The sequence below is a fragment of the Sphingobacterium sp. MAE genome (assembly GCF_056711605.1).
In genome coordinates, this window is sequence record NZ_CM160044.1 from 2696403 (window position 1) to 2714327 (window position 17925).

The window sequence follows — 17925 nt, forward strand, 5'->3', positions numbered from 1 at the left end:
TGATTTAAGATGAATAAACTTGTTTACATGTTATTTGGCTTACTGATGGGACCATTATCAAGCTTTTGTCAGGAAAAAACACTAACCGCAGATGAACTTTTTGTAAAAGCTCGTACCGTTGCCTTTGATCAAAAAAATTATGCCGAGGCCATAAAAATCAGTAAGCAGGCATTACAGCAGGCTCCAGATTATACCGATATACGGATTTTTTTAGGACGGCTTTACACCTGGTCTGATCAAACCGATTCAGCCCGGTCTGTATTTGAACAGCTCCATAGATCCCATGTTCAAGATGAAGATTTCTACTTGGCGTATGCATCGTTTGTCTATTGGAATGATCAACCTGCACAAGCTATTGAACTGATCGACCAAGGTCTTTCCTTTCATCCGACTTCACAGGACCTGCTGCTATTAAAGGCAAAAGTAGCCTACAGCAACAATGCCTATGCAAGCGCCGAACAATCAGTAAACCAGTTGTTACAATTAAATCCTAAGCATGCTGAGGCAAGAGCACTGGCCAAAAATATACAAGAGTATACCGCTAAGAATGCCATAGGCCTCAATTATAATTTTGTCCACTTTGACAAACAGTTTGATCATGACTGGCACATCGTAGCGCTGAGTTATAAAAGAGCAACGCCGTTGGGTTCTGTTATTTTCAGAACCAACTATGCCAATAAATTTGCTGAAAATGGGGTTCAGTTTGAAGTAGAAGCATATCCCAGATTGTCCAAGATGTTTTACCTCTATGTGGCAGGTGGATATTCAAATAACGTAGGCATATTTCCAAAATATAGAACTGGCGTATCTTTATACGCCAACCTACCCCATAGTTTTGAAGGCGAGATTGGGTACAGACAGCTTTACTTTACAGACAATATCTGGATGTATACAGCATCTATAGGCAAATACTATCAAAACTTTTGGTTCAATTTAAAGACCTATTTGACTCCTAGTCACCAGAATATCTCGCAATCCTATGCAGGTACAGTACGTTACTATACCAAAGGGGCAAATGACTATTTGGGATTTATTATCGGCACGGGTCTAAGCCCTGAAGAAAACAGAAATAATCTTTTGGAAATTTCTAATTACAAATTGAAAACGTTTAAAGTCGGTGCCGAGTATAACTTCTCCATCAATCGGACCAATCTCTTTTCCATTTCCTCAACCTACTACAATCAAGAATTTAGATTAGGTGAGAAAGGCAATCAAATCGACGTCACATTGGGCTATATCAAAACCTTTTAAGGTTTTGATATCGCTTGTTTGAAATAATTCGTATATATACTATCGGGAAACAATTGTTTGCTGGTATAAAATCTTTTATTCTTATTTTTAAAAGTATTAAAGCGCTTAGAAAGCAGTTCTCTTGAAGACTCATCCACAATAGGTTCCTCATTCATATGCGCATCCAATTGATACAACTGTCCATCTGACAGATGGTAGTCACCATAGACAAAGTCTATCAATTGATTTTTGCTCTGCATCATCGCAGCACCGTTACTTTTAGCAGAGGTGCCGATCTCTAACCCCTTTCCTATCCACGTGACCTGCTTAGGGGTATGAACTCCATAGTTTTCTCTGTAGTAGGCTAGCAGTGATGGTGTGACATCAAAGTGACTCACCTTATTATGAAAGGTATGGCCCGCTTTTAGCAAAGGTGAATAAATGATCAGGGGAACATGATAACGATCGATCTTGCTCTCCAATGGAATCTCGGGCATGGCATGGTCACCCGTAATCACAAAGATGGTATTGCCGTAATCAGCTCTTCGCTGATAAGCTTTAAAAAATTGACTCATGGCATCATCCAGATTTAAAACAGAAACCAATTGGGTTCGATTTTCCAATGCCCACTTTCGTTGATCTGCCGTGAGTGTTTGTGTCGCCATTCGCTGATCAAAAAGCTGTTCATAGTAAGCAGCATTATTGATCAAAAATGGATTGTGCGTCGATAAGGTCAACAGGACATGAAAATAGGGTTTTGACTGCACTTGCTGTACTTCCAACAATTTATTAAAGACGGCCTGATCTTCATATCCCCAGCTTTCACCCCCTTTCTCCGGAAGTTTTTTGTAAGGGGCAAGAAATGCTTTTTGATCAATTAAGGTATCGATCTGATTACTGTCCATGTATTTTTGCATGAAATCAAAATGAGCATCGCCACCATAGAAAAAACCGGTGTTAAAATCATTGGCCTGTAAGATATTAAATAGACTGAAATGCTTGGGCAAGGTATCTTGTTCTAAGAAGCCATGAGAAGCAAAGGGCAATGAGCCCGTTAAGGTCGAAAGGACCGAAAAAGTCCGTCCTGAAGAGCTTAGATTATTATCCCAATACAACGAACTCTTTTTCAGATCATCAATAAAAGGCGTAAAATTTCCAATATATCCAGCCGGAGAACTGTAAGAATGCCCCAACCCCTCGACGATGATGATGACGAGATTGGGCGCTGCTGCTGCTTTTTCAAAATAAGGACCCAACATATCTTTGGTATCCTCATCATGGAGAAAAGGAAAACTTTCATTGCTTCCTACAGCATCATCTTGGGCACCAAAAGCCAGCATGCCCGGATGCTTATCGAGATAGTTGGTCACATTTGACTTTAAAAAATAGCGCCATTTACTTCGCACCGAATTTTGGACAAACTCATCTCCACCTGCTGAAAAACGCTTAAAATAATCGAGCGGTAAGCCACTTGCCGCCAGCCCCAGTATAAATACAGTGATGCTGACATAAATCGTCTTCAGCGGTTTTCTTGACGCTAGCCAAAAAGGAATATAAGTGCCTACTACCAATAAAATCAGTAAGGCGACATTGGTGATGCTCAACATACCGCTCGCTTGTAAGATCTGCATCAGATCGGCGGTATTATAATAAAATAGATCAGCTCCAAGCAAATTGCGAGATTCTGCAAAGTAAAGAAACAAGACATATTGCATCACGACGACCAATGTCAGGAGTAGATGCGCTTGCAACCTAGCCAAGGGGATACTGACAAACTGCAGGATCAGATAGATCAGACCACCCACAGCCAATACCTCAAAAGCCAAAGCCAGGTTGTCCAATACAAGTTGGACGATATCTGGATGATGATTTAATTGTGCAAACTGTCTACCATACCACCACCATTCGACACCGACCGAAAACAGGAACAGCCCTAAAAATACAAGTGCAATGATTCCATAATTTTTCAATCCTATGACGAGCTGCATACCTACGCGCTTTAGAAAAGATGCATCAGGTGCTGCCTGTTGAAAACCCTGGCGCTTCATATCTCCCCAACTATGCTGCTTTCGAAAATAATCCAATGAACCGCGCACAGCGGCACAGACAATGAAGGGATGAAAGTAAAATGGCTCTAAAATAGCCGTTGTAATTAATTTCGAAAGATCCTGTTTCTTGCTGTAAACTTGGTGACTGACCAAGTCAACTAATATCGCATATATCGAGTACAAAATACCAGAGGAAATAACCAGGGCAAATAGGGCAAAGAAAAAAGTCCAATTAATGATGCCCAAAAAAAAGAAAACAATAAAGACGATATAGCCAAAAAATTCGATCAGAGGCCCTAGAAACTCAAAGAAAAACCAATAGGGAATACTGAGCATCCCGAGTTTTCCATATTTGGGATTAAACATGAGTTTGCGGTGCTTCCATAAGGTCTCCATCGTACCTCGCATCCAGCGATTGCGCTGTTTTTTCAAGACCTCTTTGGACTCCGGCACCTCTGTCCAGCAGAGCGGATCGGGAATATTGACAACTTCATAAGGAAGTTTTTCTTCTTCCATATATCGGCGCATGCGCACGACGAGCTCGATATCTTCACCAACGGTCTGGCTATCATATCCACCGCAAGCAAGCACGATCTGTTTATCAAAGGCTCCAAATGCGCCTGAGATCAAGATAAGACCTGACGCCCTGGACCAGGCCATTCTGCCCAAAACAAAGGCTCTGATATATTCCAGCGCTTGGGTACGTCCAAGCCATGACTGCGGTAAATTGATATCGACGACTTTGCCATTTTCGATCTTACAATTATTGGCCAGACGAATCACACCTCCACAAGCGATGACACGTTTATCGGTTTGTTCCAAAAATGGCTTTGCCAGCTTCAATAGTGCATCTTGCTCTAAGATACAATCGACATCGATACAGACGATATAATCCCCAGATGATATATTGACCCCAACATTGAGCGCATCGGCCTTACCGCCATTTTCCTTATCTACCACGATCAGCTTTTTAAAAGCCGAATTTTTACTTTTGTAGATGCCTTTTATGGCCTTGGTTTCGATATTTCCCTGTATAAAAAAAGGAACCGATTCAAGCTCATATGCCGCGATGAGCTTGTCCATGGAGTCGTCCCGGCTCCCATCATTGACGATGATAATTTCCAGATTGTGGTAATATAAAGACAGAAGCGAACGTACATTTTCAACCACGGTCATGCCTTCATTGTAGGCGGGTGCGATCACGCTAAAATTAGGCGCATTGGCATTGGTGGCAATCAAATTATAGTCGGTAAACGTATTATCGTTTTTATATCGGGATACTGCTCCGTAAGCATACAATCCTATCCAGCTATAAATCAAAAATATAGCCGCTGAATACACCAAAAATATCCAGATGACGACTTCATAGACAATATGAGCAAATTCTAACATATCTTTTTCTGCAAAGCATGGTTGACAATCTGTTTAAAATGCAAGCCCGTGTTACTGTCCAGAGCCATATCCGTGAGGTACTGCTCTTGACCCAGGCAGACCATCACTTCAGCAGCAGCGATTTTGATGGCATTATCCGGATGTTCCAAAAACTGCTGCTTCAGAAATGCCAGACACTCCATACTTTTAGATCTTTTCAATGCCTTTAGTATCTCCAGCTGTACCGGTAGCGGCTGCTGCGGGAATGATGTTGTCAACTGATGGACGGTATCATCATTTTCCAATGACTCCAGCGTTCTAACGGCTTCCCTCCTAACATGCACATGATCATGATCTAACAGTTTCAAAACTGCATTGTAAAAAGTGAGCAGCTGAAATTTTCGTATCAAGCGAAAGGTGAAAACAATCACCGTGATATTGCTACTCTCCAACCATAAGGCGGGACTCAGGTCATGTGAATCCGGTATTTCCGTTATCGAATGTAGCAAACGCAGTTGCTGCCAGTCAGAAAGTGGTGAATGCAGCGTATTTAAAAAAGATAAGCCCTCAAATCCCTTGAACGTGAGGACTGCATATTGTGCTTCTTGATAGATAAGCCGATCCGAATGTTTGAGCAATGATGTAAATACAGAGAGCGCACGTGTTACACCCATCGCCGAAAGCTCTTGAATACCCGCTACCACAAGGTAGTTTTTTTTCTTTTTAAGATTTTTCCAGGCCTCCTTTTCTAAGTGATACTGGTGAAAGAGAAAGCTGATCTCCTGGCGGGCAGCACCAGAAAATTTTCGTTCAGAAGTGACCAATAAGCCTAAGAAAAGGTCACGAAAAGCATATTTTCGGAGATTGCTATTGAAAGATTGATCATCTGCTATCGCTTGATGACCGCCAACAATCGACTCGATAATCTTATTTTCAATGATACGGGTCCAAATCTGCCTATTGTGCAATATCCGATACTGATATAAACTATATAAAAGTACCGCGATGATCATGACCATAACCATCATAAAGACGACTATAATCGCGATAACAAGTTCATTTAAGGTGATTTGGTGTACCATGGCCTATCTGTATAGATTAACTTTTTAAACGTTTGATACGCAAAAGCAGCTCGTTTGGACTGAAAGGCTTGACCATAAAATCCGCAGCTCCCAGATCAAACGCATCGATCACGACTTCTTCCTGCCCCATGCTCGAAAGCACGATGACAGGAGTTTTTTTGCCAAATGATCGGATCGCCGAAAGAATTTCTATTCCAGAGGCAAAAGGCATCATGATATCGGTCACCACAAGATCAATATCCAGCTCTTGTATTTTTTCGATTGCCTCCTTGCCATTTCGTGTCAAAATAACAGTATGGCCCTCTTTTACCAGTTTATGTTCGATCGTGCGCAAGATCAATTCGTCATCTTCAGCAATTAAAATCAACATACTATTGCTCGTTTAAAAGTTTAGTTATTAAATATATTCCAATTTCAATTTCTCGCTCGATCTGATCCAACAAAGGCAGAGATAGTGCGATCGATGTCAATTCTTTTTCCATATCGGTCGTTAGCTTCGCCAGTTTGATTAAACCCGCGGTAGAAGTTGTGCCCCTCAATTTATGCAGCACAATACGCATATGTTGACTGTCATCAGCTGCTCTGGCGCTTTTGAGTTGCGTCGTTGCCTGCTGCAGCTCTTTGATCACCAGATTAAGAAAGAAAGATTTAAAGCTAGGATCGTCATCGATCCGCTCAGCCAGTGCCTGGATATCTACTCGTCCATCCATTCCCATATCGCTTTGATCCTCAATGGGCGTAGTTTCAATAAAATTCTGCAGCACAGCATACAGCTCTTGTTGTCGTAAAGGTTTCGGAAGAAAATCTGACATTCCCGCTTCTAGGCATCTTTCTCTTTCACCACGAATGTTACCCGCTGTAATCCCGATAATAGGAATATCTTGGTAACCTTCAAGCAGACGAATTTCTTGAGTTGCTTCTACACCATCCATCTCAGGCATTTGTACATCCATCAAAATCAGGTCAAAATGATATTCCATACATTGATAAACTGCGTCCTTACCATTCGACACTTCGATAAGCTCAGCATTGGGCATAATTAGGTTCATGATCCTTTTGTTGAGCGCCATATTGACGGAATTGTCATCTGCTAAAAGCACCCTTGCACGTTGCTCATAAATCGTTGAATTAGGCAACGATTCGGTTAATTTATCCAATTTAGGATCAATTTTACTTTGTTTGATCGCTCTTCGCAGGGTAACATACAGTTCTTCCGATCGAATGGGTTTTAAGAGACAAAATGAACGTTCTTCCTGACGAAATGCTGAAATCACCTCATGTTCTTCTGAAGACGTGTGCAACACAATCAATGGGATACTTTCTCCTTGTTTGTAAAAGAGCTCTTTGATCTTTTCAATCGTCTCCAAGCCTGACAAAATCGGCATATGGTAGTCCATCAAAATAACATCAAATCGTTCGCCACTCATCAAGAGCTGTAAAGCAGCTAAACCATTCTCAGCGAGTACAGATTCAATCTTTTTGTAGGTCAACATATGTTGTATGATGGTGCGGTTGTTGGCATTGTCGTCCACCACCAAGATCCGGCTCAGCGCAAGGTCATCCTCCTCTTCTAAGTCTCCTTCTTCATAGGGCATATCCACTTCAAAATAAAAATCAGATCCTTTATTATACTCGCTCTCCAAGCACAATTTGCTGCCCATATATTTCAATAAATTATTGGAAATCGTAAGTCCCAATCCAGTACCCCCATAACGCTTGCTTACCGAACTGTCTTCTTGTGTAAAAGCATCAAAAATACGTTGCTGTTTTTCGATGGGGATGCCGATACCTGTATCGCGAACAGAAAAACGCAACTTGAGTTTGTCATTGCCACTGTCCAATTTTTCGACCTTCAGTTCAATTTCTCCTTTTTCGGTAAATTTAACGGCATTGCCCAGCAAGTTGATCAGTACCTGCTTTAATCGGGCTTCATCGATCCAGATCGATTGCGGCAGACCTTGTTCAATATTCAATAAGAGCTCGATATCCTTTCGTTGTGCCTGATATAGAACCACATTGATCACCTGATGTGCCAGATCATACACATTGGATTTGTCAATGTACAGTTCCAGTTTACCCGATTCAATTTTTGAAAAATCAAGGATATCATTGATGATATTCAATAGACTGCTACCCGATTCATTGATGTAGTTGAGGTATTGTTTTTGGACATCGTTGAGCGGAGTCTTGAGCAGCAGATCCGAAAATCCAATGACCCCATTCAGAGGGGTTCTGATTTCATGGCTCATGTTGGCCAAAAATTCTGATTTTGCTTGACTAGCCAGATCGGCTAATTTTTTCGCCTGCTTGAGCTCCAGATTGACCTGAACGGATTCAGTAATATTTTGCGTAAAAATGATGATTCCTCCGATACTGCCATCAGCAAGGTGCCATGGTCTGACCTCCCAATTGAAGTGCTGCGGTCCCGATTGTCCTTCTACATCGATCAATTCATCCACATTCTTATACGGGTCCCCATTTAGCGCATCATAATAAATTTTCTTTCTACTTTCTGGGATATTGGGAAAGAGTTCAAAAAGATGCTGATCTAAAATCCTTTCTTCATCTTTATGAAAATCGTCTACCCATTGGTGACTGACTGAAACATAGCGCAGGTCGCGGTCAAACATCGCTACACAGGCAGGAACATAATCGACAAATGCCTGTAGCATCGCTTCCTTGCGTGCCAACTGGAGATATACATTTTTGCTCTGGTCTATATCTTGGATGATACCAAACACACGCTTACAGATTCCCTTTTCAAATTCGGGAATACCCTTTACACGAACCCATATGACTTCACCACTTGCTTTTTTGAGTCGCAATTCGACATCATAGGTAGAGCCATCAATGATCGATTTATTAAATATCTCGGTGATTTTTGCTTGGCTTTCTTCTTCATAAAAACCGATAGCATGTTCAAAATCAGGCATAAAATCATGCCCCACACCATGGATCAATTTCGTAGAATTTGACCAAAACACTTTATTTTCTTCCAGATTCATTTCCCATCCACCGACCTGTGCCACGGCATTGGTCTGCTCCAGGATTTGCTTGGTATGGATCAGATCATTCTCCAGCTGTATACGCTCCGTCATATTGAGCGCAGTGCTCACCACATACGTCTTGCCGTCCACATCTTTTTCCAGCATATTATGGTAAAGCCAGTAGATTTTTTCACCCGTTTTTGATTTTAGAATCATCATGCCCGAATCCTCACCATTAGATTTGATCCGTTCTAGGTAACCCTGCAGACCTGACAGATGGTGCTGCGGGACGAGCTGTCTGAGATTGAGACTATTGACCTCCTCCTTGGAGTATCTGAGCAGAGTACGACCTTTTTCATTGACCTCCAGTATATTTCCTTCCAGGTCATGCATACTCATCAGACCGATGCCATTTTCAAAGAAATTCCGAAAACGGCGTTCCGAATTCTCCAGCTTCTGTTGCTCTTCGCGCTCCTGGGTCACATTGCGACCAAAAGCAAATATTTCACCCGTATTGGCATCATACTTAAAGAACCATTCAATAATGATATCGTTACCATCCGCCTGTGGTAGTACAGTTGTGCAGGGCACACCCTGGTGCGATTCGGCGATTTCATACAAGCATTCTTGAAAATCTTTGGCGTTATGTTGCAGCAAGGTGAGAAAAGAAGTGCCCAAGATTTGCGATTTCTCCACTTCTACGAGTTCTGCAAAAGCAGGATTGACCTCCTTGATCAGGTACTGGCTATCTAAAACACAGATCAGATTGTTGGTCAGATGAAAAATCTCTTCAAAATAGCCCGCTTGTATCTTTCGTCTTTTGCTCAATAAAATTTTTGTAACCGCTTTTCCTAACTGCTCCAAAGAATCCACCTGTTTCTCGCTCAGTGATTTGGGCTCAAAATCAATGACGCAGATCGTTCCTAAAGCATATCCTTCATCATCCAATAAAGGAACACCAGCATAAAAACGAATATTTCCTTCACGGATCAGCGGATTGGCTGATGATCGCGGATCATCGAGCGTGTCTGTTATGACCAGAAGTTCTTTACTCATAATGGTGTACTGGCACACCGTATGACGTCGCTCAACGGTATCCAATTCCATCCCGACACAACTCTGTATCCGCTGCGTATCCTCCTCCATCATCGCGATCAGCGAAGCAGGACAGTCTGCAATAAGACAAGCCGCCTGAGCAAAAACGTCAAGATCGGGATCCTTCCCCAATCCCAAAAGTTCATGTGATCTTAGCTGACGAATACGTTCCATTTCGTTTGCCGGAACCGGGTAGTTTTCCATACCTTATAAAATAAATAGATGTTTTAGTTTTAATTGGTGAAAATAATAAAAACATTTAACCTTTTATACAGACAAGATAGGAAAAATAGCGTTAATTTTAAATAATAATTTATAGCAATATTCTACTAAGATATTATCCATTTATAAAAAAAAACTATTTAAAAATACTCATCCCTTCATCGTAAACTGGACTATGTACATTTAAGAATTTTAACACACTGTGAAACACGTGGTTTTGAGATAATATTTTATTGGGCTTCACCATTTTTGAACCATCGGATACCCATACGATAAATGGGATCTCATACTGTTCTTTCGGAGCGATGCTCATCGGCACCCCGTGCATGTATAAGTTTTTTTCTCCTAAAGACTCACCATGATCCGACACAAACATCATTGCGCTCTGATAGTCTTTCAACTGCTTTAGATCGTCAATGATTTTTGCAAGCATATAATCGGTATAGACAATGGTATTGTCATAAGCATTGATCAGCTCTGCTTGCGAACATTTACCTAAATCAACACTTTTACATACGGGCTTAAAAACTTCAAAACGAGCTGGATATTTGGTATTGTAAGTTGGACCATGACTGGTACTGGTATGCAATATAACCAATACCTTGTTCTTTTTGCTTGCCAAAATCTGTTCCTTCAGACCCGACAGCAATACCTCGTCATAGTTACATCCTTCGCCCTTACAATGTGGCATTAAAGCTTCGGTCTTTTGATAGGTTTTGATATGGACAGGGGGTTCGCCCCAATTGGAAGTTCTCCACACGACATCCACATCGTTTCGATATAAATAATTGGGCAAGATCTCATACAACTTATCCGTATCGGTATGTTCCAAAATCGATTTTACACCTGCTGTGGTGTAAGTGGCAGAGGAATTTGCATCAAAATGATATAAATTGGGTACTTTGGAAAGCAAGGGATTGGTATTTTTACTGTAACCATATAACGAAAAATTAGCCCGTCTTGCCGATTCGCCAATGACCAAAACCACCACCGATTTCTGCCGATCTCCAACGACTGCATCTGGCAGCAAAATTTCCTTTTCATGACTCTTATATCGATCGCTGTAAAAAAGGATGGTATTGACAGAATAAGACCATGGCATGGCCAGCGCACCTAAGGTTTTGGAATTTTTGTCAATCCATAGCCAGTTGCTTGCATTGGCCAAGATCAATGCAAGAACAAATAATAAACTTAGGGAAGCTGTTATGGTAAATTTCTTCCACGTGACTTTGACGATGTTGACTTGAATGATGTAAATACTCGGAAGGATCCCGAGGATAAGTAGATATAACAGCAGCTTTATTGAAAAGAAGCTACTGGATTCGGCATAATTGGTATTGAGAATATTGCCGACCATTGTTTTATCGATCATGACCCCATAGGTATTGATAAAATAAACCGCTACTGCATTGATATTGAAAAATAGGATCAATAAAAACTTGCCAACATAATGGGAAAGATAACAAATGATATAAAAAACTAAGGCATTGAGGACAAGCATGAGAACGACCAGGCTGATGATGAGTACCATTCCGCTGAAACTATGGTAATCTACATACGCAAAAACAAAGGTGAAAAATGCATAATGAAAGAATAAAAAATTCAGAACACTCATCAATAAAGCAAAATGAGCGATCTTCAACTTATTTTTTAACGTAAACATGGATAATTTTGTATAAAGAAATGATTAAACTCGCCAAAGCCATATAAAATATAAACAGATGATGATCCACAGCCTTATTGATGATACAAATGCCACAGATCACAAAAAACAGGATAAAAATAGGATAATAGAATTTATTATTGATCCAGCTCCAGATTTTATAATGTTTATTGATCAAAATACCCGAAAGTGCGGCCAGATAACCGATCACAGCACCAATAATGGTATCCAGTGGATAATGTGCCCCTACGCCTACCCGGGTCAAGACCAAAATCAGCCCTATCCCCATAATCAATAAAGACCATAAGATCATGTATATCAACTTTTGCGGCATAAAGGCAAAAAGGAGAATGGTAAGTACTGTAAAAACCGTAATGGAATGTCCTGAAGGCAAACTATTATGTCCATGGAGGGTCTTGCCTATAATAACAAAACTATCGTGGTCAAAGACTGCGGCAGGGCGTGGTATGGAAAATATTTTTTTTAACATACTGGACAATATACAGGAGACCAAGGAAGCGGTGAGTAATGCCTCCCAGAGCTTTGGTGCCAGCAGAACAAATATACTGAGCAGGGATAGTATGATGATTTCATCTCCCAATTGTGTCAGATTAAACATAAGGATAGGAAATTGGGACAATCTAGCATTCAAAAAGTAGAAACAATGTTTTTGAATGTTGATATACCCAACTGTATTTAAAGCATCATGTAGATCAAGAAACAAGATGATACCGGCTAGTACCAACATAGGTGCAATAAATAAAGAGCTCCGGAACTTCAAACAATTACCCGCAACAAAAGTATTCATCTTGCTGTCTAGGGCATGATTTGCTTTCATAAATGTCGTTAACATACCTTACCTTTTAATCGATCTGTTTTGATTGTTTATATTTTTGACACGATCCCTATCGACACACCAAATAAATCTTCCTCATTTTTTTTTGCACGATTAAAGTGATAGCGCATCGCCATGAAGTTGTTAACCTAGTTCCCGGGATTAAGGTAAGAAAAATAATGAAATCAGTTAGGGTCAATTTTAATTCCAAAGATCTTATATGCTACTTCACCCATCATGTTAAACGGACAATAGTCCATATCCTGATATGGGTATATTTTTTTGAGGTACGTACAGAAGATGCTATACAGTAAAAAATATTTTTCGAACTGAAAAACACAGAAAATGAAGGAACTACCCTAGTGATGTAAACCTATAGCGTGCCTATGGCTCAATTTTTGATTTCATTGGCAGACAATCCTGTTTTTAAATCAAACAGATCATTTTATTAAGAAACTAAAAACAAATTACATGAAAAGCACCTTTAAATCGTTATTTGCTCCATTATGCATCCTCCTCTTGACATCAGTTATGTTCTTACAATCCTGTTCCGAACCTGCAGATAAATTTTTTGGTGTCGCGATTTTAAATACCAATATGATTACAGATTTTGGCACACCTGCATTTACCAAACAGCTCCATGACCATAGCGTAGAATATCCCGATATTCCTTCCAGTAAAAAAAATGGTAATGAAGCAGCAGAGGTGGTCAAAAACAAAGTGCTCTATCTGGAGAAAGTGTTGAAAGATCTTGAGGCATTATCGGCCAATGATGATGGCAGAAAAGAGATTAAAGAGCAAGCCATAGCACTATATGAATTTGTCTTGCCGGTATATAAAAACGAATATACCGCTTATGCAAAATTGTGTGATGCCCATGCGCCACAGGAACAGAAAGAAGAGATTTCGACAGCTATCGAGCAAAAATACAGTGCCGAGTTTGAGAAAAGAATCACTTCTTTATTAGCATTAGGTAAAGAATTTGCAACAGAAAACAACCTCAATGTCAACTGGGACTAGTCGCTCGTTGATGATATGACATAGAAATGGCCGCTCTAGAGCGGCCATTTCTATGCTATAAAGTATCCTACGGTTGATGCCGACTATTGGTTGGAGACATGGATTTCAACGTCCATATTTCCACGCGTCGCATTTGAATACGGACAGATCTGGTGTGCCTTTTCGGTCAAAGCTTGTGCCTCTTCCAAACTCACCCCCGGGATATTGGCGTGCAATGCTGCAGCCAAACCAAAACCACCGTTTTCTAATTGGCCGATGCTTACTTTTGCCGTTACCGAAGTTTCACCGGTTTGTACTTTAGCCTGTTTGATGACCAGATTCAGCGCACTGTCAAAACAGGCTGCATAGCCCGCCGCAAAAAGCATTTCAGGATTAGCATAATCATCGTTAGCTCCTCCCAGTGCCTTTGGCATACGCACTTCCAGATCCAAGATATTGTTTTCGCTTTTTACTTGACCATTTCTACCGCCAGTAGCTTGGGCACCAATTGTATACAATGTTTTCATCTTTATTTATTTTTTAGTTTTTACTTTTTATTCCAATGCACAGCAAACCAGATTTTCAACGATAGCCTCTGCTTTCTGCTCGATCATCTGGACGATCTAGTTCAAATCTGATTGCTTGAAACAAATGTACACTATTTTATATTGTGCACAATATAGTTTGTAGCAATACAATTGGTTTTTACTTCAGCCTGACAAATCGAACGGGTTAAAAAAAAAGAGCTTCCAAGGATTATTGTCATTAGTCAGTGAAATGTATAGCCGACTGCGCTAAGTTGTTCCTTGCGGACATTTTTGACACCAAATGTGAAGAGGTCCACCATAGTCACTGAACTCTAGTAGCTTGACAATTTCTTTTCTGTTATTTACTCTAATCTAAACTTGGTGTTTTCAGAAAGATTCTAAATCTAAAGTATTTTTTAAATCATTAGGTGAAATTTTATTAAAAATAGAATTAATAGGTTAATATTTTTTGTTATTTTTGGCAGCAAATAAAAACCATCAATTAATCTATATGCTTCGCAAAAACTTACTATGTATCTTTAAACTATACATATGTTTTAATTTATTATGTCTTATTTCCTGTAAATATGAAAGTCAAGACCTAAATTTTCATGAAATTAAACAACCTGACAAGGATGTCAAGGCCACCATGAATATCGCAGACGTGCCAAATGGTCAAACTATTTACATCTATGGTGCTACTGATTTAATGTATTCAATCAATGCCGCTCCTGGAGCTGTTACAAAAAAAGAATTTTATCTTAATAATAAACTGATTAATGGCGAAAATGAGGTATTGCGTTTAGATCCCTCAGATCTTACAGGAAACGATTCTGATGTACTGAAAGTAAAAGTAAATCTTTCTTCAGGAACTGGAAGTTTAGCTGAAATTTTAGGCGAGGAGAAATCAAGTTTTGAATTTATATATCCAATAAAATATGTAAATCCCCAGATAAATTTGAATATTAACCAACGAATCAATTCTTCTAAGAAATTAGAAATCTATTGGAACAAGCCAAATCTTGAAGGAGCTGAAATTGAAAGTTATGAAATTTATAATTTCGACAATTTAGATCAGATTTTTATTAACAAAATTTCAGATCCAAGCAAAACTAATTTTGTCGATGATGACTATTCCTATGGAGCTAGAACGTATAAAATAATCACAAGATATAAAGGCAATAAAGTTGCTCCAAAAGAGGATTTCTACTCTGTGAAATATAAAGTTTTCACCAGTAACTACTTCAAAACAAAAACCTTAAAAAATTTAAATCTGGATATACAATGGACCCATCCGGATGGCATTGAAAATAAATACGTTCTCATATGGAAGGGAAATGCACAAACCATATCGTTAGGTGAAAATAATACGGAGGTATACAGACCAGCATTCCCTTTTCAAGAAGAACAGTATTATGAATTGTATATTTTACCAGAAAAAGCTGATACCTGGGATTACGCTAAATACCCGAAGATTATCAACTATTTTAAGGAGCAAAAATACGGTGATCCCGAAGTAGACAATGCGCATCTGATCTTGGTTGAAGGTGACGTTAAAAACAAATCAATCCTTACTATGAGAGGTCACAAAAATGGTTTTGGAATTCGAAATTATGGAATTGATGATCTTGTGATGAAAAGTAAAAATCCGGATCTTGTCCAATATCCTTATTATATCAGTTCTTTTAAAGTTTCTCAAGCGACAGGAAAAGTTGCAGTTCATTTAAGAAGCGAAGTTTATGAAACTAAGCCAATAATCGAAGTGTACTCAGATTTTACTTTCAGCAAAAAAATTAGAACTTATGTTAGCGATGATTTTCCAGTCTATTATTTGACCAATGATGATAAAATCCTTGTTGGTAACAATAATTTATATCACTATGAAATTTATGATTTAAACTCTGGTAAATTGTTGAGTGAAAAAAGAGAAGCCAACGGACAGTTCTTTCCTGGTATTTCCGAGGACGGCAGGTATACCACAAGTTCTGGGAGCTATAATAATGGTTGGTACAAAATTTATAGATATGAAAATGATCAATATACATTAATAGCCGAAAAAACAGGGAGCCGTACGAGAAATGCTATTGAATTTCACCCATTAATCCAAGACCAGGTTGTTCTTCAATCCTTTGATAATTATTTTTCAATTTGTGAATTACCAAGTTTAAAAGTAATTAAAAAGGTGCCTGGAGAATTTATATGTTTTGATAAATTTACTGGAAAAATATTGTTTAAAGATGAGAATTTCTCTTCTAATTCGCTTATCAACGTTATGGATAGTAAATATAGCAGTATTGTTTTTAGCCTGACAACAGGTCTCTACTTCCATCCTTTCGAAGCTAAACTTTTAAACAACAACATTATTCTTAACAACAATTATGTCAATATTGGCCAATAGCCTAAAAATCATGAAAAAACTAATATTAAGTATTACATTGTTACTGATGACTATAACCTCAATGGCACAAATTGGGTTTGGCTATAGATTTGGCATTGGTAATTATAAAATGTCCGAAATGAGTTCATTCTTGAATGTCATTCAAAGTGGAATTAAATTAGATTATCCCGTACCTATTTCAGTTACCGACAATTTCCCCAATCATTATACCAATTATGGTGAAGTGACATATTCCGTCAAAAATAGTGACTATGGTATCAATATCACATATTTATCAACAGGTGGTCGATTGGCTTATTCGGATTATTCCGGCGAGATTGCTTATAATTTGAATGCAAACGCTTATGGTATCGGAGCTTTATATCGAAATTACTTCTTCCAAACCAATCAAGGACAAGACAAGAATTTATCCCTTTTTGCGGAGATTTCTCCTGCAGTAACCATCAATAATATTACTTCAGATGGATATTACGAAACTCAATCGGGTCGAAAGGAAATGGATAAAAAGCATATTGTTGAATCCAAATCAATGGGTTTTTCGGTTACACCTTATGTTGGTGTACAATGGAATTTTATAAAATCTTTGGGTGCTAACCTTGGTATTGGTTATCATGCTGAAATACCTGGCAAAAGCAGTGAGATGAGAGATAGTAAAATTGATTGGACTGGACTTCGTATGGGATTAGGATTGCGTTATAAACTCACACCATAATATATGGCTTGTTAACATTTAAATGTATGCAATGAAACATAAAATTACTTGCTTACAGTAAATAACATCTTTCTTAAATTCACCAATATAAGAGTTTATATAAATCAAAAAAAGCCGTTTTGCGTAAGTAGAACGGCTTCTTTTGTTTAGAGGAGGTCAAAAATTACCTTTTATCATGAACAATGTAAGACAGATTAATATTAACATCTTAATTAACGCTATGGTCATCGTCATTATTTATTCAAAATGGGAGGTTAATACTTTATAAAATATTTAAAAATAAATACGGTTATAAAAATCTTTCCAAAAAAATTTGGAAAGATTTTTTTTTGATTCCATGTTATGAGAAAGAAAAATATGACCTCCATATTGTTTAATTTAAGTTGTAAAAATGATGTTAGGGACTTTAATAATTCCTACATTTTTTTATGATAAACACGAATGATCCATGCAAACAACCTCAATAGTATCAGTATTTAAAGGATAAGAAGCAAGTTCCTATTGCATATAAAAAGCTTAAGCTTCAATAGCAGATGTTCTTGCCTATTCGATGAATTATTTGTGATTAAACAACTAAACGATCAAAACACCATCTAGAATCATCCTTTCAGAGCTTTCTTGTCAATCGTCAGAGAAATGTAAAGCCGACATATAAATGACAAATCTTTTTATTTAGACAGCTTCTAAATAAAAAGATTTTACTTATCTTTGCTGGCACATCACCTATAATCTGCACTAACATGCACAATATTAACT

11 protein-coding genes are annotated in these 17925 nt (G+C 38.7%); 4 read left to right on the forward strand and 7 right to left on the reverse strand.

All coding sequences use genetic code 11. From position 1 onward, the window contains the following. The first annotated feature begins 9 nt into the window (after positions 1–9). Positions 10–1251: a YaiO family outer membrane beta-barrel protein gene (locus AC06G9_RS11400; protein ID WP_248753634.1), complete on the forward strand. Its 1242-nt coding sequence runs from the start codon at positions 10–12 to the stop codon at positions 1249–1251. Here the strand turns inward: AC06G9_RS11400 and AC06G9_RS11405 are convergent. The 6 genes from AC06G9_RS11405 to AC06G9_RS11430 form a co-directional block, all read right to left on the reverse strand. Continuing rightward, positions 1248–4670: a sulfatase-like hydrolase/transferase gene (locus tag AC06G9_RS11405; RefSeq protein WP_480956194.1), complete on the reverse strand. Its 3423-nt coding sequence runs from the start codon at positions 4668–4670 to the stop codon at positions 1248–1250. The two genes, AC06G9_RS11400 and AC06G9_RS11405, sit on opposite strands and share 4 nt — an antisense overlap. Continuing rightward, positions 4664–5731 (reverse strand): HEAT repeat domain-containing protein, encoded by a 1068-nt coding sequence (locus tag AC06G9_RS11410; protein WP_480956195.1) that lies wholly within the window; start codon positions 5729–5731, stop codon positions 4664–4666. The genes AC06G9_RS11405 and AC06G9_RS11410 overlap by 7 nt, the downstream gene beginning before the upstream one ends. Before the next feature lie 16 nt (positions 5732–5747). Next, positions 5748–6101: a response regulator transcription factor gene (locus tag AC06G9_RS11415; protein WP_346569606.1), complete on the reverse strand. Its 354-nt coding sequence runs from the start codon at positions 6099–6101 to the stop codon at positions 5748–5750. 1 nt (position 6102) lies between these two features. After that, positions 6103–10017, reverse strand: a complete 3915-nt coding sequence (locus AC06G9_RS11420) for a response regulator (protein ID WP_480956196.1) — start codon at positions 10015–10017, stop codon at positions 6103–6105. 154 nt (positions 10018–10171) lie between these two features. Beyond that, entirely contained in the window at positions 10172–11698 is a 1527-nt protein-coding gene (gene eptA / locus AC06G9_RS11425) for a phosphoethanolamine--lipid A transferase EptA (protein WP_480956197.1), read from the reverse strand. Then, positions 11679–12551, reverse strand: a complete 873-nt coding sequence (locus AC06G9_RS11430; RefSeq protein ID WP_480956198.1) for a phosphatase PAP2 family protein — start codon at positions 12549–12551, stop codon at positions 11679–11681. Before AC06G9_RS11430 ends, eptA begins: the two co-directional genes overlap by 20 nt. A 453-nt stretch (positions 12552–13004) precedes the next feature. Here AC06G9_RS11430 and AC06G9_RS11435 point away from each other — a divergent pair, with 453 nt between their 5' ends. Further along, on the forward strand, positions 13005–13553 hold the full coding sequence (locus AC06G9_RS11435) for a hypothetical protein (protein ID WP_248753628.1): 549 nt from the start codon (positions 13005–13007) through the stop codon (positions 13551–13553). Between the two features lie 83 nt (positions 13554–13636). Here the strand turns inward: AC06G9_RS11435 and AC06G9_RS11440 are convergent, their stop codons facing one another. Continuing rightward, positions 13637–14059 (reverse strand): organic hydroperoxide resistance protein, encoded by a 423-nt coding sequence (locus AC06G9_RS11440; RefSeq protein WP_248753627.1) that lies wholly within the window; start codon positions 14057–14059, stop codon positions 13637–13639. A 649-nt stretch (positions 14060–14708) separates the two neighbouring features. Between AC06G9_RS11440 and AC06G9_RS11445 the strand changes: the two genes are divergently transcribed. Then, positions 14709–16457 (forward strand): hypothetical protein, encoded by a 1749-nt coding sequence (locus tag AC06G9_RS11445; RefSeq protein WP_480956199.1) that lies wholly within the window; start codon positions 14709–14711, stop codon positions 16455–16457. Between the two features lie 10 nt (positions 16458–16467). Beyond that, a complete protein-coding gene (locus AC06G9_RS11450) occupies positions 16468–17169 on the forward strand; it encodes a hypothetical protein (protein WP_480956200.1) in 702 nt (233 codons plus the stop codon). Positions 17170–17925: the final 756 nt, after the last annotated feature.

What these genes read in the sequence shown, in the direction of transcription:
- AC06G9_RS11420 (WP_480956196.1), bottom strand. Translation starts at nt 10,017, where the DNA reads ATGGAAAACTACCCGGTTCCGGCAAACGAAATGGAACGTATTCGTCAG.
- AC06G9_RS11450 (WP_480956200.1), top strand. Translation starts at nt 16,468, where the DNA reads ATGAAAAAACTAATATTAAGTATTACATTGTTACTGATGACTATAACC.
- AC06G9_RS11410 (WP_480956195.1), bottom strand. Translation starts at nt 5,731, where the DNA reads ATGGTACACCAAATCACCTTAAATGAACTTGTTATCGCGATTATAGTC.
- AC06G9_RS11430 (WP_480956198.1), bottom strand. Translation starts at nt 12,551, where the DNA reads ATGTTAACGACATTTATGAAAGCAAATCATGCCCTAGACAGCAAGATG.
- AC06G9_RS11400 (WP_248753634.1), top strand. Translation starts at nt 10, where the DNA reads ATGAATAAACTTGTTTACATGTTATTTGGCTTACTGATGGGACCATTA.
- eptA (WP_480956197.1), bottom strand. Translation starts at nt 11,698, where the DNA reads ATGTTTACGTTAAAAAATAAGTTGAAGATCGCTCATTTTGCTTTATTG.
- AC06G9_RS11440 (WP_248753627.1), bottom strand. Translation starts at nt 14,059, where the DNA reads ATGAAAACATTGTATACAATTGGTGCCCAAGCTACTGGCGGTAGAAAT.
- AC06G9_RS11415 (WP_346569606.1), bottom strand. Translation starts at nt 6,101, where the DNA reads ATGTTGATTTTAATTGCTGAAGATGACGAATTGATCTTGCGCACGATC.
- AC06G9_RS11435 (WP_248753628.1), top strand. Translation starts at nt 13,005, where the DNA reads ATGAAAAGCACCTTTAAATCGTTATTTGCTCCATTATGCATCCTCCTC.
- AC06G9_RS11445 (WP_480956199.1), top strand. Translation starts at nt 14,709, where the DNA reads ATGAATATCGCAGACGTGCCAAATGGTCAAACTATTTACATCTATGGT.
- AC06G9_RS11405 (WP_480956194.1), bottom strand. Translation starts at nt 4,670, where the DNA reads ATGTTAGAATTTGCTCATATTGTCTATGAAGTCGTCATCTGGATATTT.